This is a genomic window from Streptomyces cupreus (assembly GCF_014257025.1).
Taxonomy (GTDB): Bacteria; Actinomycetota; Actinomycetes; order Streptomycetales; family Streptomycetaceae; genus Streptomyces; species Streptomyces cupreus.
Genome location: NZ_JACMSF010000018.1, coordinates 82,699 through 102,243, shown reverse-complemented (window position 1 = coordinate 102,243; position 19,545 = coordinate 82,699). Strand labels below are relative to the sequence as shown.

17 protein-coding genes and 1 pseudogene are annotated in these 19,545 nt (G+C 71.2%); 6 read left to right on the top strand and 12 right to left on the bottom strand.

Going from position 1 to position 19,545, the window contains the following annotated elements; translation table 11 throughout:
• Positions 1–11: 11 nt before the first annotated feature.
• Genes H4N64_RS18735 through H4N64_RS18725 form a run of 3 tightly spaced genes read right to left on the bottom strand, consistent with a single transcriptional unit; the run spans position 12 to position 2,170 of the window.
• Positions 12–980: a hypothetical protein gene (locus H4N64_RS18735; RefSeq protein WP_186283496.1), complete on the bottom strand. Its 969-nt coding sequence runs from the start codon at positions 978–980 to the stop codon at positions 12–14.
• Positions 977–1,732, bottom strand: a complete 756-nt coding sequence (locus H4N64_RS18730; protein WP_186283495.1) for an ABC transporter ATP-binding protein — start codon at positions 1,730–1,732, stop codon at positions 977–979. The genes H4N64_RS18735 and H4N64_RS18730 overlap by 4 nt, the downstream gene beginning before the upstream one ends.
• 15 nt (positions 1,733–1,747) lie before the next feature.
• On the bottom strand, positions 1,748–2,170 hold the full coding sequence (locus H4N64_RS18725) for a hypothetical protein (protein ID WP_186283494.1): 423 nt from the start codon (positions 2,168–2,170) through the stop codon (positions 1,748–1,750).
• A gap of 267 nt (positions 2,171–2,437) precedes the next feature.
• On the opposite strand from H4N64_RS18725, the gene H4N64_RS18720 reads away from it, so the two are divergent.
• Both H4N64_RS18720 and kynU read left to right on the top strand, forming a co-directional pair.
• Positions 2,438–3,277, top strand: a complete 840-nt coding sequence (locus H4N64_RS18720) for a tryptophan 2,3-dioxygenase family protein (protein WP_186283493.1) — start codon at positions 2,438–2,440, stop codon at positions 3,275–3,277.
• The gene (kynU, locus tag H4N64_RS18715) at positions 3,270–4,460 is read left to right on the top strand and encodes a kynureninase (RefSeq protein WP_186283492.1); all 1,191 of its coding nucleotides are present in this window, start codon (positions 3,270–3,272) and stop codon (positions 4,458–4,460) included. The genes H4N64_RS18720 and kynU overlap by 8 nt, the downstream gene beginning before the upstream one ends.
• Before the next feature lie 47 nt (positions 4,461–4,507).
• Here kynU and H4N64_RS18710 read toward each other — a convergent pair whose 3' ends face one another.
• From H4N64_RS18710 to H4N64_RS18695, 4 genes are all read right to left on the bottom strand, one after another.
• Positions 4,508–4,810, bottom strand: a complete 303-nt coding sequence (locus H4N64_RS18710) for a hypothetical protein (RefSeq protein WP_186283542.1) — start codon at positions 4,808–4,810, stop codon at positions 4,508–4,510.
• Positions 4,811–5,484: 674 nt separating this feature from the next.
• Positions 5,485–6,150 carry a response regulator gene (locus H4N64_RS18705; RefSeq protein WP_186283491.1) on the bottom strand — a complete coding sequence of 222 codons (666 nt, stop codon included), beginning with the start codon at positions 6,148–6,150 and terminating at the stop codon, positions 5,485–5,487.
• Positions 6,147–7,463 (bottom strand): histidine kinase, encoded by a 1,317-nt coding sequence (locus tag H4N64_RS18700; protein WP_186283490.1) that lies wholly within the window; start codon positions 7,461–7,463, stop codon positions 6,147–6,149. Before H4N64_RS18700 ends, H4N64_RS18705 begins: the two co-directional genes overlap by 4 nt.
• An 85-nt stretch (positions 7,464–7,548) precedes the next feature.
• On the bottom strand, positions 7,549–8,400 hold the full coding sequence (locus tag H4N64_RS18695; protein ID WP_186283489.1) for an alpha/beta hydrolase: 852 nt from the start codon (positions 8,398–8,400) through the stop codon (positions 7,549–7,551).
• A 245-nt stretch (positions 8,401–8,645) separates the two neighbouring features.
• Here H4N64_RS18695 and H4N64_RS18690 point away from each other — a divergent pair, with 245 nt between their 5' ends.
• The gene (locus H4N64_RS18690; protein ID WP_186283488.1) at positions 8,646–9,851 is read left to right on the top strand and encodes a cytochrome P450; all 1,206 of its coding nucleotides are present in this window, start codon (positions 8,646–8,648) and stop codon (positions 9,849–9,851) included.
• An 88-nt stretch (positions 9,852–9,939) separates the two neighbouring features.
• Positions 9,940–10,533: a Uma2 family endonuclease gene (locus H4N64_RS18685; protein ID WP_186283487.1), complete on the top strand. Its 594-nt coding sequence runs from the start codon at positions 9,940–9,942 to the stop codon at positions 10,531–10,533.
• A 5-nt stretch (positions 10,534–10,538) separates the two neighbouring features.
• Here H4N64_RS18685 and H4N64_RS18680 read toward each other — a convergent pair.
• Both H4N64_RS18680 and H4N64_RS18675 read right to left on the bottom strand, forming a co-directional pair.
• A pseudogene (locus H4N64_RS18680) lies at positions 10,539–12,118 on the bottom strand (ABC transporter permease).
• Complete coding sequence (locus H4N64_RS18675; RefSeq protein ID WP_186283486.1) at positions 12,115–13,005, bottom strand: ABC transporter ATP-binding protein; 891 nt, start codon at positions 13,003–13,005, stop codon at positions 12,115–12,117. The pseudogene H4N64_RS18680 and the gene H4N64_RS18675 overlap by 4 nt, the downstream one beginning before the upstream one ends.
• Positions 13,006–13,078: 73 nt before the next feature.
• Here H4N64_RS18675 and H4N64_RS18670 point away from each other — a divergent pair, with 73 nt between their 5' ends.
• Positions 13,079–13,579, top strand: a complete 501-nt coding sequence (locus H4N64_RS18670) for a GbsR/MarR family transcriptional regulator (protein ID WP_186283485.1) — start codon at positions 13,079–13,081, stop codon at positions 13,577–13,579.
• A gap of 17 nt (positions 13,580–13,596) precedes the next feature.
• Here H4N64_RS18670 and H4N64_RS18665 read toward each other — a convergent pair whose 3' ends face one another.
• Positions 13,597–14,436, bottom strand: a complete 840-nt coding sequence (locus tag H4N64_RS18665) for a diacylglycerol kinase family protein (RefSeq protein WP_186283484.1) — start codon at positions 14,434–14,436, stop codon at positions 13,597–13,599.
• Positions 14,437–14,611: 175 nt separating this feature from the next.
• On the opposite strand from H4N64_RS18665, the gene H4N64_RS18660 reads away from it, so the two are divergent.
• A complete protein-coding gene (locus tag H4N64_RS18660; RefSeq protein ID WP_186283483.1) occupies positions 14,612–15,895 on the top strand; it encodes an adenylosuccinate synthase in 1,284 nt (427 codons plus the stop codon).
• Positions 15,896–15,959: 64 nt separating this feature from the next.
• Here the strand turns inward: H4N64_RS18660 and H4N64_RS45135 are convergent, their stop codons facing one another.
• Both H4N64_RS45135 and H4N64_RS18650 read right to left on the bottom strand, forming a co-directional pair.
• The gene (locus H4N64_RS45135; RefSeq protein WP_336246728.1) at positions 15,960–18,719 is read right to left on the bottom strand and encodes an FtsX-like permease family protein; all 2,760 of its coding nucleotides are present in this window, start codon (positions 18,717–18,719) and stop codon (positions 15,960–15,962) included.
• A 38-nt stretch (positions 18,720–18,757) separates the two neighbouring features.
• A complete protein-coding gene (locus tag H4N64_RS18650) occupies positions 18,758–19,447 on the bottom strand; it encodes an ABC transporter ATP-binding protein (RefSeq protein WP_186283482.1) in 690 nt (229 codons plus the stop codon).
• Between the last annotated feature and the right edge of the window lie 98 nt (positions 19,448–19,545).

The window sequence follows — 19,545 nt, the reverse complement described above, 5'->3', positions numbered from 1 at the left end:
GCCCCCGCCCCTCAGACGAGGTCACGCGGACGGGTACGCCATGCCTGCCACAGCCCCAGGGAGAGCAACGCGATCCAGGGCAGGGCCCGTACGACAGCGGGAGCGGCCGAGTCCTTCACCGCGGTCCAGAGATGGTCGTAGACGTTCAGCCCGGACGAGAGGCCCAGTCCGTCCGCCACGACGGGACCGGGCAGCCACGGAGTGCCGGGCCACGTGGCGACAGCCAGGACCAGCACACCCACGAGGACCGTGCGCAACGGCATCCGTACCACTGCCGCGAGCGCGACCGCGGCCGCGCAGGCCACGGCGAGCACCAGCACGCCGGTGCCGCCGCGCTGCACGGCGAAGGACAGGACCTCGTCGGACGTCACCGGGCGGTACATCGGAAAGGCGCCCCGCGTGTGCGAGACGGCCAGCAGCCACACCCCCAGCGAGGTCGCCGCGGCGGCCAGCAGGGACCACAGCCAGAGCACGGCGGCCTTGGCAGTGAGAAGGCGCCACAGCCGCTGTTCCTGGAGGAGCAGGGGCACGGCCGTACCGCGTGACCATTCACCGGCCGTGAAGAACGCGGCGAGAAGCAGTACCGCGAGCAGACCGGGAGCGGTGGCGAGCCAGCCGAACGCCCAGCCGACAGCGCCGAGGGGATGCTGAGCGAGCCCCATGTGGTCCGCGGTCGCCGCGAAGCCGGCCTCGATGTCCGTGTATGCCGCGCGGGTGCGCTCCAGTCCGGCCAGGCAGTCGTTCAGGAACGGCTCGGCAGGGACGTCGGCCGGGAGGTTCCTGGCGTCCTCGGCACAGCCTTCCGGGGTCAGCTTCGCGAGCCCGATCCGCACGTTCTCCAGGTTGTTGTGCGAAACGCGCTGCACGTTGAGCGTCTGGAGGGTGATGCCGACCGCGAGCAGGAGGAGCAGCGTCACGGAGAGCAGGCGGGGAAGGGTTCGGCGCAGTTCACTGCCGAGCAGTCGCAGCCAGGACTTCATCGGTCCGTGCCCTCCACGGCGGAGGTGCCCGCCATCGGCCGCTGCTGGGCGAAGAACCAGTCCTCCAGGTTCTGCTGCCCGCCCGCCGCGCCCAGTCCGAGCTGGTCGACGGTCCCCGACGCGCTCACCACGCCCTGGGAGATCATGACGATGCTGTCGCAGAGCCGGGCTATCTCGTCCAGTTGATGGCTGGAGATGAGGATTCCCGCACCCCGTGCGGTCTCTTCGGCGATGATGCCGCGCACCAGGCGCACGCCGGCCGGGTCGAGGCCGTTGGTCGGCTCGTCGAGGATCAGCAGGTCCGGTTCCTTCATGAGGGCAGCGGCGATCGCCAGCCGCTGACGCATGCCCTGTGAGTACGTCCGGATCCGGCGGTCCGCGGCATCTGCCAGGCCGACGCGTTCCAGGACACGTGTGGTGCGGCCCTCGTCGGGCAGGCCGGCGGTGTCGAGGAGAACGCGGAGCATGCCCTGCCCGGTCATCCAACGGTAGAAGGCAGGGGCGTCCAGGGCGGCGCCGACGCGCGCCAGTACGGCGGGCCGGATGGGCAGCGCCTGTCCGAGGACACGCACATTGCCCGCGGTGGGGGCGACGAGACCGGTGGCGATGCGCATGAGAGTGGTCTTGCCTGCCCCGTTGAGGCCGAGGAGGCCGGTCACCTGACCGGCCTCCACGCTCAGGGACACGCCGTCCAGCACGGTGCGTTTACCGTACGTCTTGACCACACCGCGGCAGGAGAGAACGGGTGCCATGAAAGGGTTTCCTAGTCAGGAGGTGACGCGGTAGATCTTGAGGTTGAGCTCGTCGACCACACCGCCGGAGGGGGTCGAGGCGACCTTCGCGTAGTAGTAGCCGTTGCCCTTGCCGGCGTAGCTCTTGGTGTAGGGGTCGTTGTCGCAGGACCAGTCACGCCAGGCGACCCACTCGTCGAAGCCGGTGACCGACTTCTTGAAGTCGTAGGCGATGCGGCCGCCGTAGCGGGTCACGCACAGGTTCTGGGTGATGTACTGCGTGTTGGTGCCGACCGCGTACCAGTTGCTGGTCTCGTCGCCGGACACGGCGGATCTCAGGTAGCGGTTCGACGTGCTCCACGTCGCGGCGGACGCGGTGGAGGCGACCGCACCGACGGCCAGGGCGGCCAGCAGGGTGGTCACGCCGGCGCGGCGTATGCGGGCATGGTTGAGGCTCATGAGCGCTCCAGGAAATGGCCCTTGCCCCGATCGGGGAGGGCTGTGAACAAGATCAAAACTGCTACGCGATCATGAGGGGGCGGTAATGCGCACGTCAAGTGGGGTCAACCATAGATCACCAGGCCATCGGCGCCCCAGCACTCTGTGATGCAGTCGTGCCTTGCACTCTTCGGGGGAGACCCCTGAGGATTCGAGTGGGGACCGGGGCCCCCGTGTCGGTAACGGCAGGGGCGGACCGCTACCCGGAGTACACAACAGGAGACAGCGATGTCCCACGAGGCTCACGAAACGAACGAGCCCGAGACCCCGCATCTCGACTTCGCCGGCACGACGCCGTACGAGGACTACGTCAAGGCGGATGTGCTCACCCACCTCCAGCACACCCTCTCCGACGATCCCGGAGAGATGGTCTTCCTGGTCACCACCCAGGTGATGGAGCTGTGGTTCACCGTCGTCGTCCATGAGTGGGAGACCGCCGCGCACGCCCTGCGCGAGGACCGGGTGCCGGTCGCGATCGACGCGCTGAAGCGTTCGGTACTGGAGCTGGAGGCGCTGAACGCCTCCTGGAAGCCGCTCGGCCGGCTCACCCCGGCCCAGTTCAACTCGTACCGCTCCGCCCTCGGCGAGGGCTCCGGCTTTCAGTCGGCGATGTACCGCCGGATGGAGTTCCTGCTCGGCGAGAAGTCCGCGTCCATGCTCGTCCCGCACCGCGGCGCGCCCCGCGTCCACGCGGAACTGGAGAAGGCGCTGCACGAGCCGAGCCTGTACGACGAGGTGCTGCGGCTGCTGGCGCGGCGCGGGTACGCGATCCCGGCGTCCGTGCTGCAGCGGGACGTCTCGCAGCGCTACGAGCCCTCCGACGAGGTCGAGGCCGCCTGGACGGCCGTCTACTCCGGCGACCCGGGTGACGAGGTCGCCCGTCTTGGCGAAGCGCTGACGGATGTCGCGGAGCTGGTGTGGCGCTGGCGCAACGACCACCTGGTCGCCACCCGGCGCGCGATGGGCTCGAAGGCCGGTACGGGCGGTTCGGCCGGGGTGGCCTGGCTGGAGAAGCGGGCCCGGAAGAACGTCTTCCCCGAGCTGTGGACGGCGAGGTCCCATGTCTGAGCTGTCGGCCAAGGCGGAGAAGCTGGACGCGGCGGACGAACTCGCCGCCAAGCGCGGGGAGTTCGTGCTCGACGAGGTCGTCTACCTGGACGGGAACTCGCTGGGCGCACTGCCGGCGAACGTGCCCGGCCAGGTCTCGGACGTCGTTCTACGGCAGTGGGGTTCCCTTCGTATCCGGTCCTGGGAGGAGAGCGGCTGGTGGACCGCGCCCGAGCGGATCGGCGACCGGATCGCTCCGCTGGTCGGGGCGGCGGCGGGGCAGATCGTGGTCGGCGACTCCACAAGTGTCAATGTGTTCAAGGCACTTGTGGCGGCGGTGCGGATGGCGGGGGAGGGCCGCGACGAGATCGTCGTGGACGCGACGACCTTCCCCACGGACGGCTACATCGCCGAGTCGGCGGCCCGGATGACGGGCTGCACACTGCGCCCGGTACAGCCGTCGCAGGTCCCGGGGGTCCTCGGCCCCCGAACCGCGGCCGTCCTGCTCAACCACGTCGACTACCGCACCGGCCGCCTGCACGACCTGCCGTCCCTGACGGCCGCGGTGCACGCGGCGGGCGCGTACATCGTCTGGGACCTGTGCCACAGCGCGGGCGCGCTGCCGGTGGGCCTGGACGAGCACGGGGTCGACCTGGCGGTCGGCTGCACGTACAAGTACCTCAACGGCGGCCCGGGTTCACCGGCGTACCTGTATGTACGACGTGACCTGCAGCCCCGCTTCGACTCCCCCTTGCCGGGCTGGAACTCCCACGCGGAGCCCTTCGGCATGCGCGGCGACTACGAACCGGCCTCGGGCGCCCTGCGCGGCCGCGTCGGCACCCCGGACATCCTCTCCATGCTCGCGCTGGAGGCGGCGCTGGATGTCTGGGAGGACGTGTCGATCGAGTCGGTACGGGCCAAGTCGCTGGCGCTGACGGACTTCTTCCTGGAGTGCGTCGGGGAGTACGTCCCTCAGGGCAGGGTCGAGTCCCTGACCCCGGCCGCCCACGAGGAACGCGGCAGCCAGGTTGCCCTGCGCTGCGATGACGCGGGCACGGTGATGAAGCGGCTGATCGAGCGGGGAGTGGTGGGCGACTTCAGGGCCCCGGACGTCCTGCGCTTCGGCTTCACGCCGCTGTATGTCGGGTTCGCGGATGTGGAGAGGGCGGCGCGGGTGCTGGGGGAGGTAGTCGGTGGTTCGTAGTCGGCGGGACTCGATGTCAGTCGCGCGCACTGGTCGCCGAGACCAGTTCACGGACGCCGCTGACCCTCGGGTGACGGGCTGAGAGATCGCTGACGATCTGCCGGATCGCCGGCCTGAATCGCGGCCCCGGCATCCTCGTCGGCCCGGGCCGCCGTGTAGGCGGTGGTGGACAACATCTGCACGTAGGCCGCCGACTGTGCCGGGGTCGTCAGCCCCATGCGGATCCCGAACCGCCCGACTGTCCCCGCAGGTTGACGGACCTCACGGACGAAGAGGAGGGGCGAGGCCTGGGCCTCGTCATGAACGGCGGCCTGACCTTCACCGACATACCGTTGGCCGCCGTCGCCCAAGTGCGCAGTGCGGGGCGGGTGGTCGAGGTCGTGCTGGCGGCGCCGTACGGGGCCGCACCGGCCGTACACCGGGTCGAGGACGTCGGTGAGGCCGCCGGCGCGGCCTTCGCCGGGGCCGTCAACTCCGCTCTGCCCGGTCCCGTTTCCGGCCAGGTCGACGGGGCCTCTCTCGTCACCGTCCGGACCATCGACTCCGAGAGCGCGCGCAAGCGGCGGCGGTGGATCTGGGCCGGCTCACTCGCCTTCGTTCTGCTGCATGGCGTGCTGTGCGTGCTCGTCACCGCGGCCGGTATCCCCGAACTCTCCGTGCTGGTGGTGATGGGGGGCTTCTGCAGCGGCGCCCTGGGCGTTACGGCGATTCGCGTGGCGCCGTACGGCAAGCCGCGGTGGCGGTTGTCCAAGGACGGCATCACGGTGATCGCGCCGTTCAAGGACTACGTCGACGGGATGTACCTGTACGACTTCACCGACCTCGCCGGGCGGCCGTACGCCTACGCCCCCCACGACTACCGCGGCGAACAGGTCGAGCTCGTCTACGACCCCAGCGACCCCTTCAACGGCGTCGAGAGGGAGTTCGTGCTCGGGCGAGGGCCCTGCTGCTCCCGATGTACCTCTTCGGCATCCCCGCCCTCTTCTTTTTCCTCCTCACCCTGTCCCTCCTGCTCGCGGCCTGATCAGCCCGGCGTCACCAGCCGCGCCTCGTACGCGAACACCGCGGCCTGGGTGCGGTCGCGGAGCCCCAGTTTCACCAGGATCCGGCTGACGTGGGTCTTGATCGTCGACTCGGCCACGACCAGGCGCGCGGCGATCTCCGCGTTGGACAGGCCCTGGGCGATGAGGACCAGGACCTCCGTCTCGCGCTCCGTCAGTTCGCCGTACGCCGCCTGTGCCCCGGCGAACGCCCGTGGCGCCTCGGACAGTTTCGAGAACTCGGTGATCAGACGGCGGGTGACCGAGGGGGCGAGCAGGGCCTCGCCGGAGGCCACCACCCGTACCCCGTCGGCCAGTTGGCGCGCCGAGGCGTCCTTCAGGAGGAAGCCGGACGCGCCCGCGCGCAGCGCCTGGTACACGTACTCGTCCAGGTCGAACGTGGTCAGCACCAGCACCTTCGCCGCGCCGTCCGCCGCCACGATCTCCCGCGTCGCCTCGATGCCGTTCAGCTCGGGCATGCGGATGTCCATCAGGACGACGTCCGGGGCGAGTTCGCGGACCTTCGCCACGGCCTCCCGGCCGTTCACCGCCTCGCCGACGACCTCGATGTCCGGCATCGCGTTCAGCAGGACCGAGAAGCCCTCGCGCACCATCATCTGGTCGTCCGCGATCAGCACGCGGATGGTCATGCCTCGTCACCCGTGAGCTGCACCGGGAGGAACACCGTCACCTCGTAGCCGCCTTCGTCCGTCGTGCCCGCCGTCATCTCGCCGTTCAGCATCGTCACCCGCTCCCGCATACCCGTGACACCGTGCCCGGCGCCGGGTGAGGGCTTGACCAGGGCGGGCGCCGGTGGCGGGGTGTTGACGACCCGCAGGCCCAGGCCGCCGAGGACGTAACCGATCTCCACCTTGGCGCTCGCGCCGGGCGCGTGCCGCAGGGTGTTGCTCAGCGCCTCCTGGACTATTCGGTACGCCGACAGCTCGACGCCCTGCGGCAGTTCACGCACCGCGCCGGTCACTGTCTTCTCCACGCTCAGACCCGCGTCCCGCACATTGGCCAGCAGCGCGTCCAGGTCGCCGAGGGTGGGCTGCGGGGCGTCGGGCGCCTCGTAGTCCTCGGCGCGTACGACGCCCAGGACGCGGCGCAGTTCGGTCAGGGCCGCCACCGCGTTCTCCCGGATGGTGGCGAAGGCGCGCTCCAGCTCCGGCGGCGGGTTCTCCACCCGGTAGGGGGCGGCCTCCGCCTGGATGGCGACGACCGACATGTGGTGCGCGACCACGTCGTGCAGCTCGCGGGCGATCGTCGTCCGCTCCTCCAGCAGGGTCCGCTTGGAACGCTCCTGCGCGGTCTCCGTCTGCTGGGCGGTGACCTCCTGCTTCGCCTCGCGGCGGATGTGCCGGACGGCGACGACGAGCAGCACCAGCGCGGAGATGACCAGCATGGGGCCGGTGTTGGTGCCGTAGTAGTAGCTCGGCCCGAAACCGGCCTCCGCGACCAGGCCGTACGCCGCCGTCAGCGCCCACATCCACGCCGCCGTACGCGGCCTGGTGCGCACGGCCACGACCGTCAGCACCGTCAGATGACAGGCGAAGGCGCCGGGCATCCACGGCCACTCACCCCAGTTGCCGCCGATCGCGCCGGTGACCGGGGTGGCGGCCATGGAGAGCCAGAACGCGCCGACGGGCCGCACCATGGTCAGCAGCACGGGGAGCACGCAGAGCGGACCGAGCAGCAGGGGCGGCCCATCGGTGTCGATGCTCGCAATGGCCAGGGTGAGCAGGGCCGCCGCGGCTATCACGGCGTGCGGCGTCCAGCTCGCGTTCTCCCGCAGTCGGCCGGGCAGCCGACGGGTCAGCGGGCCGTCCACGTTCATCCGGGGCAGCGGGCGGTAGGCGAAGACGTCGTGGAACAGGTCCTGCCGCAGCCCGCGCAGGGCGTCCGCGGCCAGCCGGAACTCCGGGCTGTGCGATTTGCTGGTCGTCTCGGTCACGTACAGCACGGTAGGGGGAGGCCCGGGGCGCCGTCGTCACCTGCGAGAAGGGTCCTTCCGGGTCCGTCTCAAGTACTACCTCGGCAACTACGGCTCACCAGGCGAGCTGTGCGATCTCCTCCGCCACCACCGCGCACGCGTCCGCCGCCGGGTCGATCAGCGGGAAGTGGCCCACGTCCTCCAGCAGCGTCAGCCCGACCACCTCGCCCGCCTTCGCCGCCGCCTCCGCGTACGCCTCGGCGACCGCCTGCGGCACGTCCACGTCCGTACGGCCCTGGACGAGGGTGGTGGCGATGCCGGTGGGCAGCAGCAGCGCTGGGTCGGCGTACGGCCGGCGCTCGGCGAACCCCTCGTCGCCGCCGAGGAATTGGCGGGCCGCTCCGCCGCAGACGTCCAGCTTGTCGGCGACCGCGAAGTCGGCGATCGGGGCGAGCGCGACGACACCGCGCAGCAGGGCGGGACGGTCGGTGCGCCAGGGGGCGTCGGCGGGTAGCAGGTGCCGGGCGGCCACCCACAGGGCCAGGTGGCCGCCGGCGGAGTGGCCGGTGACGACCGTGCGGCGCGGGTCGGCCTGCGGGAGCGCCTCGCGGACGAGCGCCGGGAGGGCGTCCAGGGCCGCGGCCACGTCGTCGAAGGTGTCCGGCCAGCGCCCTGCCGTGGTGCCCTCACCGCGCCGGTACTCCACATTGGCCACGGCGAATCCGCGCCGGGCCAGGAAGTCTGCGAACGGGGTGATGTGGCGGCGGTCGTACGGGGCCCGCCAGGCGCCGCCGTGCAGGACGACCACGAGGGGGGCGATGGCCTCCTCGCCGCGCGGGGCGTAGAAGTCGATCACCTGGTCGGGGTGGTCGCCGTACGCGGCGGTGGCGTCGGGGTCGACGGGCGGGTGCGAGAAGGCCGACTCCTCTTCGGCGGCGGACCGGGCTGCGGCGGCGTCGTCCGGCATGCTCCAACCTCTCAGCGGCGATGGGGGTACCTCCCAGGCTTTCGGCACTGGGGGAGGAATTGGCGGACCAGGAGAATCATTCGGCCGTTGGCGGGGACGGTATCAGGGCCCGTGACGTGCGCGGACACGGGGATGTCACGCTCGGTGAGGGGTAAACGGTTCTGTCGCCCGCCGAGGTGTACGTCGTCGCCCACCCGCAGAGTCACCCCTGGTCAGACCGGGGGATCCCGGGCTAGCGTCCGTTCATGACAGCCTTCCACCCCTGGGACCCGGCGTTCCTCGCCGACCCGTACCCCGCCTACGCCGAGCTGCGTGCCCAGGGCCGTGTGCACTACTACGAGCCCACGAACCAGTGGCTGGTCCCGCACCACGCCGACGTCTCGGCGCTGCTGCGCGACCGGCGGCTCGGGCGGACGTATCAGCACCGGTTCACGCACGAGGACTTCGGGCGGGCCGCGCCCCCGGCGGAGCACGAGCCGTTCCACACGCTCAACGACCACGGGATGCTCGATCTGGAGCCGCCGGACCACACCCGCATCCGGCGCCTGGTGTCGAAGGCGTTCACCCCGAGAACGGTGGAGCAGCTCAAGCCGTACGTGAACCGGCTCGCCGGTGAGCTGGTGGACCGGCTGGTCGAGGCGGGCGGCGGGGATCTGCTCGCCGATGTCGCCGAGCCGCTGCCGGTCGCGGTGATCGCCGAGATGCTGGGCGTTCCGGAGGCGGACCGGGCGCCGCTGCGGCCCTGGTCGGCGGACATCTGCGGGATGTACGAGCTGAACCCGTCCGAGGACACGGCCACGAAGGCGGTCCGGGCCTCCGTCGAGTTCTCCGCGTATCTGCGGGAACTGATCGCCGAGCGGCGCAAGGAGCCGGGGGACGATCTGATCTCCGGGCTGATCGCGGCCCATGACGAGGGGGACCGGCTCACCGAGCAGGAGATGATCTCGACCTGTGTGCTGCTGCTGAACGCGGGGCACGAGGCGACGGTGAACTCCACGGTCAACGGCTGGTACGCGCTGTTCCGCAACCCGGAGCAGTTGGCCGCCCTGCGCGCCGACCACTCCCTGGTCCCCTCCGCGGTGGAGGAGCTGATGCGCTACGACACCCCGCTCCAGCTCTTCGAGCGCTGGGTCCTGGACGAGATCGAGATCGACGGCACGACGATCCCGAGGGGCGCGGAGATCGCGATGCTCTTCGGCTCCGCGAACCATGACCCCGAGGTGTTCGAGAACCCCGAGCGACTGGACCTCACCCGCAAGGAGAACCCGCACATCTCCTTCAGCGCAGGCATCCACTACTGCATCGGCGCGCCGCTGGCCCGTATCGAATTGTCGGCGTCGATGACGGCTCTGCTGGAGAAGGCGCCGACGCTGCGGCTGGCGGCGGAACCGGAGCGGAAGCCGAACTTCGTGATCCGGGGGTTGGAGGGGCTGAGCGTCGAGGTGGGGTGATCACTCGTTCGGATGATCGCTGAGCGAATCCCGATCGGTGGTCGTCGGTGGCTCGTCAAGCTGGTGCCTGCCTGCGAAGGGAGGCACCATGACGGTTATGGCAGAACGTACGTCGTCTCAGTTGTCGGTGGACATCTTCGAGCGGATCGCCGAGTTCGCCGAGAGGGAGGACGAGACCGTCAGGTTCGAGTTCATCGACGGACGGATCGGGCTCAAGAAAGTGACGAACGGCAACCACAACACGATCACCATGTGGCTGATCCGTCAGTGCATGCGTGCTCGGCCCGAGTTGGACCTCAACCCTCTGCAAGGGCTCAAGGTGGAGGCCTACCGCAAGGGCCGGGCCCGGCCTGACGGGGTGCTCGCCCCTGTCGATCACTTCGCGGGCAAAGGGGAGTGGGCCGATCCTCGCGGCGTGCTGATGGCAGTCGAGATCACGTCGTACGACTCGGACACCCACAAGCGTGACCGGGTCGAGAAGCCTCGGGCGTACGCCGAGGCGGGCATCCCGGTCTATCTGCTGATCGACCGGGACAACCTCTCGGTTCTTGTGCACAGCAACCCGAACCCGGAGTTCGGCTACCAGGACATCCACGTGGCCAGGCTCGGCGACAGGTTTGCTCTCCCTGATCCGGTCGGCATCGAACTCGACACCGAGGAATTGAAGCAGTACGTCGACTGAACCGGTCAGGTCGTCATGTCCCGGCGGCGCAGGCCCGCCAGGCCGACGCCGACCAGGGTCGCCGCCAGTGCCGACAGCACCAGCACCGGCCCCCATTCCATCCCCCCGCCCGGCAGCTTCGGCAGATGGCCGAACGGGGACAGGTCCAGCACCGCCTGCGGAGCGTCCAGCGCCGGGCCCACCCAGCCGATCAGCAGGACCGCTCCGGCCACCGCCCAGGCCGCCATCGCCGCCCTCGGCAAAGCGCCGTACAACAGGACCGCCATACCGCCGATGACCCAGATCGCCGGGAGCTGGACCAGGCAGGCGCCGAGGACGGGGCCGACCTCCTTGCCGTAGCCCACCGCGAAGCCCAGGCCCGCCAGGAGCATGATCAGGGCGGCGCCCGCAAAGGCGATCAGGAGGTGGCCCGCCGCCCAGCGGAGACGGCCGACCGCGTTCGCCAGGACCGGTTCCGCCCGCATCGAGGTCTCCTCGCCGTGCAGACGCAGGGTCGACGCGACGATGTACAGCGCGGCGATCAGTCCCAGCATCCCGACCATCGAGGCCAGGAACGCGTCCGTGATCCCGGACTGGCCGCCCATGCGCTGGAAGACCTCCCGGGCGTTCTCGTTGTCGCCGACCAGGTCCGCCACCCCGTCTGTCAGCCCGCCGTAGACGACCCCGGCGAGGAAGAAGCCGATCGACCAGCCCACCACGGACCCCCGCTGCAACCGCCAGGCCAGCGCACCCGCCGTGCCGAGGCGACCGAGCGCCGGTCCCGGACGGGCGGGCAGGAAGCTCATCCCCACATCCCGGCGCCCGGCCAGCACGTACGCCACCGCGCCCTGCACAACCGCCGCCCCCGCGAACAGCAGCAGCACCCACCACCGCTCGTCCGCGAACGACCGCAGATTCTCCAGCCACCCCAGCGGCGACACCCAGGTCAGCACCGACGAGCCGTCGTCCGACGCGGAGTCCCCCGCCGCGCGCAGCACGAAGGCCGCGCCCAGCAGCGCCGCCGTCAGCCCCCGCGCCAGCCGTGCGCTCTCCGTGAACTGCGCGACGATCGCCGCCAGCGTCGCTAACACCATGCCGACCCCGGCAAGCCCGAGCCCGAAGGCCAGGGCCCCCGCCGCCCCCTGCCCCGCGAGCCCTACCGCCACCAGCACGGCCGGCACGGCGTTCGCGACACCGGCCGTCAGCAGCGCCGCCGTCAGGGACGCCCTGCGCCCCACCATCCCGGACGCCACCAGCTCCTGACGCCCGCTCTCCTCCTCGTCGCGCGTATGTCGTACGACGACCAGCAGGCTGACCACGGCCGCGAGCGCACCCGCGTACACCCCGACCCGCCAGGCCGTCAGGGCGCCGATGGAGTCGTCGAAGACCGGGCCGATCAGGGCCCGGAAGGAGGCGTTGGTCGCCGTGTCCTCGACGAGGTTCGCGCGGTCCGCCGGGGTCCGTAGAGGTTCTCCAGCGTGCTCGGCATCGACAGGATCATCAGCGCGTTCACCGCGACCCACACCGGGATCATCAGCCGGTCCCGGCGCAGAGCGAACCGCAACAGCGTTCCGGTGCCCGCCAGTTCGGCGGCGGCCGTGGTCATCGGGCCGCCTCCTGGTAGTGGCGGAGGAACAGCTCCTCCAGCGTCGGCGGGGTCGAGGTCAGCGACCGTACGCCGGACTCGGCGAGCGACTTCAGTACGGCGTCCAGCTTGTCGGTGTCCACCTGGAGGCGGACCCGGTGGCCCTGTACGTCCAGGTCGTGCACGCCCGGCAGCTGCGCCAACCCGTTGGGGGCGGCGAGGAGTTCGGCCGTGACGCTGGTCCTCGTCAGATGCCGCAGGTCCGCCAGCGACCCCGTCTCCACGGTCCGCCCCTTGCGGATGATGCTCACCCGGTCGCAGAGCTCCTCGACCTCGCTGAGGATGTGCGAGGACAGCAGGATCGTCCGCCCGCGCTCCCGCTCCTCCGCCACGCACCGCTGGAAGACCTCCTCCATCAGCGGGTCGAGGCCCGACGTCGGCTCGTCGAGGATCAGCAGATCCACGTCCGAGGCGAACGCGGCGACCAGGGCGACCTTCTGGCGGTTGCCCTTGGAGTAGGTGCGGCCCTTCTTGGTGGGGTCCAGCTCGAAGCGTTCGATCAGCTCCGCGCGTCGGCCCTTGTCGAGTCCTCCGCGCAGTCGGCCGTACAGGTCGATCACCTCGCCGCCCGACAGGTTCCGCCAGAGCGTGACGTCGCCGGGGACGTAGGCGATCCGGCGGTGCACCTCCACGGCGTCCGCCCACGGGTCGCGGCCGAGGATCTGCGCGGCGCCGGAGTCGGGGCGCAGCAGGCCGAGCAGGACGCGGATGGTGGTGGACTTCCCGGCGCCGTTCGGGCCGAGGAAGCCGTGCACCTCGCCTGCCGCCACCTCCAGGTCGAGGCCGTCGAGCGCGTGCGTCTTGCCGAACGCCTTGTGGAGCCCGGAGATGGTGATTGCCCTGGTCATGGTTCAGAACGTACGCTTCTTTCAGAAATTTGTGAAGTTAAGGAAGGGAGTGAAGCCCCGTTAGGATGTGCGCATGACGGAAGCAGCCGAGGCGGGGCGGGACACGGAGGCCGTGTCGAGGTTTGTCGAGTCGTTCGCGGCGCAGCTGGTCGAGGCCGGGATGCAGCGCATGGCGGCCCGCGTCTTCGCCGCGCTCCTCGCCTCCGAGGAGGGCGTGATGACCTCGGCCGAACTGGGCGAACAGCTGCAGATCAGCCCGGCGGCGGTCTCCGGCGCGGTCCGCTACCTCGCCCAGACCCACATGGTCTCCCGGGAACGCGAGCCGGGCTCCCGCCGAGAGCGCTACCGGGTCCACGGCGACCAGTGGTACGAGGCCCTGACCAACCGCGAGGCCGTCATCAAGCGCTGGGAGGTCGCCCTGAGGGAGGGCGTGGCAAGCCTGGGCCCGAACACGAAGGCCGGCCGCCGTATGGCGGAAACCCTGGCGTTCTTCGAGTTCATCGACGCGGAGGTGGCGGCGATGATGGAGCGCTGGAAGCGGCACCGGGAGGAGAGGTTCGGGGGCTCGGAGTAGGCGGCCTGAGGAGGCACTCAGGCCGGGACCACCAGCCCCAGCGCCCCCTCCCACACCGTCCAGGTCCGCCTGCGTACCGGGCCCGCCTCCGTCGCGTCCGCCCGGTACCTGAAGTCCGCCCCGGACACCGTCACCCTGCGGCCCCTCGCCAGTAGCGGTGCCGCTTCCGCGCCCACCGAGGCCGGGCGGACCTCCACCGATGCCGTGCCCGAGCCGTGAGGGGTCACCGAGATGCCCTCCACCGGCTGGTCCAGGTCCACCAGGGTCACCCCGTCCACCTCCACCCGGAGCCGCGCGGGTCCCGGGCCCGAGGGCGCCGGAGCCGGGCGGGCCGGGACCAGTGTCCTCACGAGGGACTGGTACGTCCGCACCCAGGGGCGGCCGTCCACGCACTCGGTGCTCCCCGTCGGCGACACCGGGGGAATCCGCAGCGCCCCCAGCACCACCCCGTCGCTGTCGTCGACCAGCAGGTCCAGGCGCCGCTCCACCCCGTCCAGCACCGCCCGGGCCGCCGCCACGGCGCCCGTGGGGACCCCCAGGGCGCCGGCCAGGTTCAGCACGGCGCCGACCGGGACCACCGACAGCACACATCCGGCCAGCTCCCGCTGCCGGTGCAGCAGGGACACCGCGCGCACCAGGGCCCGGTCGTCGCCCACCACGACGGGCCGACGGGTCCCGCGACGCGCCAGGGCCCGGGCGAATTCCTCGGGGCCCTCCGGAAGGCACACCTTTGTCGCGGCACCCGCGCTGAGCACGTCTTTCGCGATCCGTACGGACTCCCCGTCCGTATGCCGGGCGACCGGGTCGATGACCACCAGCAGCTGATCGGACGTCGCGAAAGTCGCCACCTCGGCCATGCCTCGCTTCCTCGGGTAGCATCTTTGTGCAAGAGCCCCTTGCGCTATTGCGCCAGGGGCTTCGTCTATTCCGGGGCATCCGGTCCGACGGGTTGCGGCCGACGAAGGCCGCCGGTGTACGTACGTCGTACGCCCCTGACCCTGGACATGCCCCGCCCGGAAGGGGTGTACGCGCGTGCCCGCACTTGTGCTGCTCGGTGCTCAGTGGGGTGACGAAGGCAAGGGAAAGGCCACCGACCTGCTCGGCGGTTCGGTTGATTATGTGGTGCGCTACCAGGGCGGCAACAATGCCGGCCACACGGTGGTCGTGGGCGATCAGAAGTACGCCCTGCACCTTCTCCCTTCCGGAATCCTGTCCCCGGGGTGCACCCCGGTCATCGGCAACGGCGTCGTCGTCGACCCGTCGGTCCTGCTCTCCGAGCTGAGCGGGCTGAACGAGCGAGGCGTCGATACGTCCAAGCTCCTCATCAGCGGAAACGCGCACATCATCACGCCGTACAACGTCACCGTCGACAAGGTGACGGAGCGCTTCCTCGGTAAGCGGAAGATCGGCACGACCGGGCGCGGCATCGGGCCCACCTACGCGGACAAGATCAACCGTGTGGGTATCCGGGTGCAGGACCTGTACGACGAGTCGATCCTCCTGCAGAAGGTGGAGGCGGCGCTCGACGTCAAGAACCAGCTGCTGACCAAGCTCTACAACCGGCGCGCCATCGCCGTGGAGCAGGTGGTCGAGGAGCTGCTGGGCTACGCCGAGCAGATCAAGCCGTACGTCGCCGACACGGTGCTGATCCTGAACCAGGCCCTGGAGGACGACAAGGTCGTGCTCTTCGAGGGCGGCCAGGGCACACTGCTGGACATCGACCACGGCACGTATCCGTTCGTGACGTCGTCCAACCCCACCGCCGGTGGCGCCTGCACCGGTGCCGGTGTCGGTCCGACGAAGATCAGCCGGGTCATCGGCATCCTGAAGGCGTACACGACCCGTGTCGGCGCCGGCCCGTTCCCGACCGAGCTGTTCGACGAGGACGGCGAGGCGCTGCGCCGCATCGGCGGCGAGCGGGGTGTCACCACCGGCCGTGACCGGCGCTGCGGCTGGTTCGACGCGGTGATCGCCCGGTACGCGACCCGGGTCAACGGCCTGACGGACTTCTTCCTGACCAAGCTCGACGTGCTCACCGGCTGGGAGCAGATCCCGGTCTGTGTGGCGTACGAGATCGACGGCAAGCGGGTCGAGGAGCTGCCGTACTCGCAGTCCGACTTCCACCACGCGAAGCCGGTCTACGAGACGCTGCCGGGCTGGTCCGAGGACATCACCAAGGCGAAGTCGTTCTCCGACCTGCCGAAGAACGCCCAGAACTACGTCAAGGCGCTGGAGGAGATGTCCGGCGCCCCGATCTCCGCGATCGGCGTGGGTCCGGGCCGGGACGAGACGATCGAGATCAACTCGTTCATCTGAGCGGCAGCGGCTGTGTGAGCTGTGTTGAAAGGGGCGTCCCGGCCGGGACGCCCCTTTCGCGTGCTCACTCCGTCCGTAGTGCCTTCGCCGTGTCCGTCCGTGCCGCCCAGCCCGCCGGGAGCAGGGCGCCGCCGACCGCGATCGACACTCCGCCGAGGGCGAGCAGGGCCAGCGGGAGCGGGTCGTAGACGGTGAGGAACGCGTCGGGCAGGTCCATGCCGACGGCGTTGCCCATGAGCGGGGTGACGTAGTGGTGCAGGGTGATGCCCAGCGGAACCCCGGCGGCCGCGGCGAGCAGGCCGATGCCGGTGACCGAGGTGAGGACCATGCTGACGGTCTGCCGGGGCGTCATGCCGAGGGCCTTGAGGATGCCGAGGTCATGGATGCGGTCCCGGGTGTCGAGGACGACCGTGTTGAGCACGCCCAGGCCCGCGACCGCGACCAGCATCAGGGTGAGCATGGCGATCAGGGCGTCCATGGCCGCGATCACGCCGGACGCGTTGTCGACATTGGTGTGGGCGACGGCGCCGGTGTCGGCCAGGGCCTCGTTCAGCGCGGTCAGGTAGGCCGACGTAGCCGTGCCGGATACCGGCTGGGCGTGGAAGCGGTGCGCGTCGGCGTCGAGGCCCAGGGCGGTGAGGGTCGTGGCCCGGGTCAGCAGGACCATGCCGTCGTCCTCGGTGAAGAACGCCTCGCCGACGATGCGTACGGTCTTGCTGCGGCCCTTCTCGGTCAGCGTGACGGAGTCTCCGACCCGGACCCCGGCGGCGTCGAGAAACCGCTGTGTGACCACGGCCTGGCCGGGCCCGCCGAGCCAGGACCCCTCGACCAGCTCCGGGGCGCCCCAGGACGCGTCGCCGTCATACCCGACCACGGCGGTCCGCCCTGTGATCCCGGACACCTGCACCTCGCCCTGGACGGTGCTGTAGAAGCGGCGGGTCCGCTGCTCGGCCTTCAGCGCGGCGGCCACGTCGGCCGGGTCGGCCTGCGGCCCGGGCTGCTGCCCGGGAGCGGGGACCACGGCGGCACCGGCAGGGCCGCCCTGCCCCCGGCCGGTCTCCACGACGACCGGTGCGGAGGAGTCGAGCATGCGCTGCGTCTGCACAGCACCGAGCGTCAGAGCCAGCCCGACCGCGAAGGTCACGGTGACGGTGGCGAGGGCAACGGCGGCGGCGGTCGTCGCCGAACGGGCGGGGCGGGCGAAGGACTGGGCCAGGCCGAGGGCGACGGGTTGGGGGAGCCGGGCAGTCGGACGGCGGGGCGGGCGGCCGTGGGGGGTGTGCGGTGGGGGTCCGGGTGGCTGGTGGGTCGTCGGCGCCTGTGCGGTGTTGGGCGTATGTCCGGCCTGTCCGGGCAGCGGCAGTCGTTCCGTGAGCTGCCTGGGCGGGTGCGGTGTGGGTTCGGGCGGCTGGTGGGTCGTCGGCGCCTGTGCGGGGTTGGGCGTATGTCCGGCCTGTCCGGGCAGCGGCAGTCGTTCCGTGAGCTGCCTGGGCGGGTGCGGTGTGGGTTCGGGCGGCTGGTGGGTCGTCGGCGCCTGTGCGGGGTTGGGCGTACGTCCGGCCTGTCCGGGCAGCGGCAGTCGGCCCGTCAGCCGCCTGCCCGGGCGCCCCGGTGTGCGCCCCCTCGGCAGCCGCGTCGACCGTCGCCCCCGCCCCGTCTCCGCCGTACGGCCCACCGTGAGCGCCTCGACCGTACGCAGGCGGCCCGCTCGCAGGGCGGGGGCGAGGGCCGCGGCGGCGACCAGGGCCAGGGCTACGGCGGGAGCCGTTACGTCGACCCACCAGGGGATCGTTGCCGGGGCGCCGCGGTAGACGTCCTCGACGCTGCCGAGGACCGGGCCGGCGAGCAGGTTGCCGAGGGCCACTCCTAGGGCGCAGCCGATGGCGGCCGGGAGCAGGGCCTGGGCGACGTAGGCCCGTACGACCTGGGCCGGGGTGAAGCCGAGGGACTTCAGGATGCCGATGCGCCGGGTGGCGGCGCCCACCGCGCCGCTGACGACGATGCCGATGATCAGCACCGACATGGCCAGCGCGAGCACCCCGAACGCGGCCACGAAGGGCACGAAGGCGAGCGCGTTGGCGAGCTGTTCCTGCCGGACGGCGAGGTGGGAGCGGGTGCCGGTCAGGGCGCCCTCCGGCGCGGCGGCGGTGATCGCGGCCCGGCCGGCAGCTACCTCGGCGTCGGTGCCGGCACTGCTGAGGCGGTACAGCATCGCGTACCCGGACGTGCCGTTCGGCGTGGTGAGCGCCTCGGCCTGGGCGGGCGTCACCCAGGCGTCGGCGGTGCCGGTGACCGAACGGGCGATGCCGACGACGGTGAGTGTCGGTGGGCCCGGCAGGCCGGGGAAGTCCAGCCGTGTTCCGGTCGGCAGCGCGCTGTCACCCTCGGCCAGCACGATCTCGCCGGGGCGGGTGGCCCACCTGCCGGAGACCAGGTCAAGCCGGTCGACCGGCCCGACGGCGTCGGCCCGTCCGGTGACGGTCAGCTCGGGCAGGTTCGTACCGGACGGCATCTCACCGGAGGCCGAGGCCGTACGCGGACTCAGTGACACGGTCCGGAAGGGACCGGCCGCGCCGGTGACCCCGGAGGCCCGCGCGGTGGCCGCCAGTTGGGCCTCCGTGGCCTTCCGGGCGTCGAACCACGCGGTCAGATGTGCGCCGCGCTGCTCGGCCATGGCGTGGTCAAAGGGCGCCCGGGACGCGACGAGCACCCCGACGGCCACCACGGACGAGGTGACCGCGATGAACGTGGTCAGGACCATCACCGCGGTCTGCACCCGCCGCCGCCCAACCCCGGCCCGCACCACCGCCCCCAGCGCACCCACGGCCCGCGGCCGACGCCGCCCGAATCCACCCCCCGCCCTCACCGCAGCACCCCCGCCGTGTCCCGGGCGATCCGGCCGTCGACCAGTTCGATCGTGCGGGTCGTGCAGGATTCGGCGAGGGTCGGGTCGTGGGTGACCAGCAGGATCGTCTGGCCGTCCGCGTTGAGCGCGGTCAGCAGTTCCCGTACGTCCTCGCCTGACGCGGAGTCCAGGGCGCCGGTCGGCTCGTCGGCCAGCAGCAGGGCCGGACGGTTCATCAGGGCGCGGGCTACCGCCACTCGTTGGCGTTCGCCGCCGGACAGGGTGCCGGGGCGGGCGTCGGCGTGGCGGTTGATGCCGAGGTGTGTCAGTAGGTCCGCGGCGCGTCGGCGGGCCTCGGCTCGGGGTGTTCCGGCGAGGCGGGCGGGCAGCAGTACGTTCTCGGTGACCGTCAGATCGTCCAGCAGGTGGAAGAACTGGAAGACCATGCCGATCCGCGCCCGCCGGTACTTCGCCGAGGCGGTCTCGCTCAGCCGGTCCACGCGCAGCCCGTCGACGGTGACGCTGCCGGCGGACGGCCGGTCAAGACCCGCGATCAGGTTGAGCAGCGTGGACTTGCCGCTGCCGGAAGGACCGAGCACGGCCACCGCCTCCCCGGCCCGCACGGTCAGGCTGACGCCCGCGAGCGCCGGCGGCCCCTCCCCGTACGTACGGCTCACGTCGCTGATGTCGATGACGGGTGTGTCCATCGCTGCCTCCCCGGTTCTGACGGACGGTTCGGCGCGACGCTAGGCGCGGTGCCGACTCCGGGGCGTCGCCCGCGGCGGCGAGTGCGGCTGCCGTACCG

Coding starts and splice junctions, on each gene's coding strand:
- H4N64_RS18695 (WP_186283489.1), bottom strand. CDS start 8,400: ATGCCGGACGACGCCGCCGCAGCCCGGTCCGCCGCCGAAGAGGAGTCG.
- H4N64_RS18670 (WP_186283485.1), top strand. CDS start 13,079: ATGACGGAAGCAGCCGAGGCGGGGCGGGACACGGAGGCCGTGTCGAGG.
- H4N64_RS18730 (WP_186283495.1), bottom strand. CDS start 1,732: ATGGCACCCGTTCTCTCCTGCCGCGGTGTGGTCAAGACGTACGGTAAA.
- H4N64_RS18705 (WP_186283491.1), bottom strand. CDS start 6,150: ATGACCATCCGCGTGCTGATCGCGGACGACCAGATGATGGTGCGCGAG.
- H4N64_RS18725 (WP_186283494.1), bottom strand. CDS start 2,170: ATGAGCCTCAACCATGCCCGCATACGCCGCGCCGGCGTGACCACCCTG.
- H4N64_RS18675 (WP_186283486.1), bottom strand. CDS start 13,005: ATGACCAGGGCAATCACCATCTCCGGGCTCCACAAGGCGTTCGGCAAG.
- H4N64_RS18735 (WP_186283496.1), bottom strand. CDS start 980: ATGAAGTCCTGGCTGCGACTGCTCGGCAGTGAACTGCGCCGAACCCTT.
- H4N64_RS18665 (WP_186283484.1), bottom strand. CDS start 14,436: ATGGCCGAGGTGGCGACTTTCGCGACGTCCGATCAGCTGCTGGTGGTC.
- H4N64_RS18685 (WP_186283487.1), top strand. CDS start 9,940: ATGACGGTTATGGCAGAACGTACGTCGTCTCAGTTGTCGGTGGACATC.
- H4N64_RS18690 (WP_186283488.1), top strand. CDS start 8,646: ATGACAGCCTTCCACCCCTGGGACCCGGCGTTCCTCGCCGACCCGTAC.
- H4N64_RS18650 (WP_186283482.1), bottom strand. CDS start 19,447: ATGGACACACCCGTCATCGACATCAGCGACGTGAGCCGTACGTACGGG.
- kynU (WP_186283492.1), top strand. CDS start 3,270: ATGTCTGAGCTGTCGGCCAAGGCGGAGAAGCTGGACGCGGCGGACGAA.
- H4N64_RS18720 (WP_186283493.1), top strand. CDS start 2,438: ATGTCCCACGAGGCTCACGAAACGAACGAGCCCGAGACCCCGCATCTC.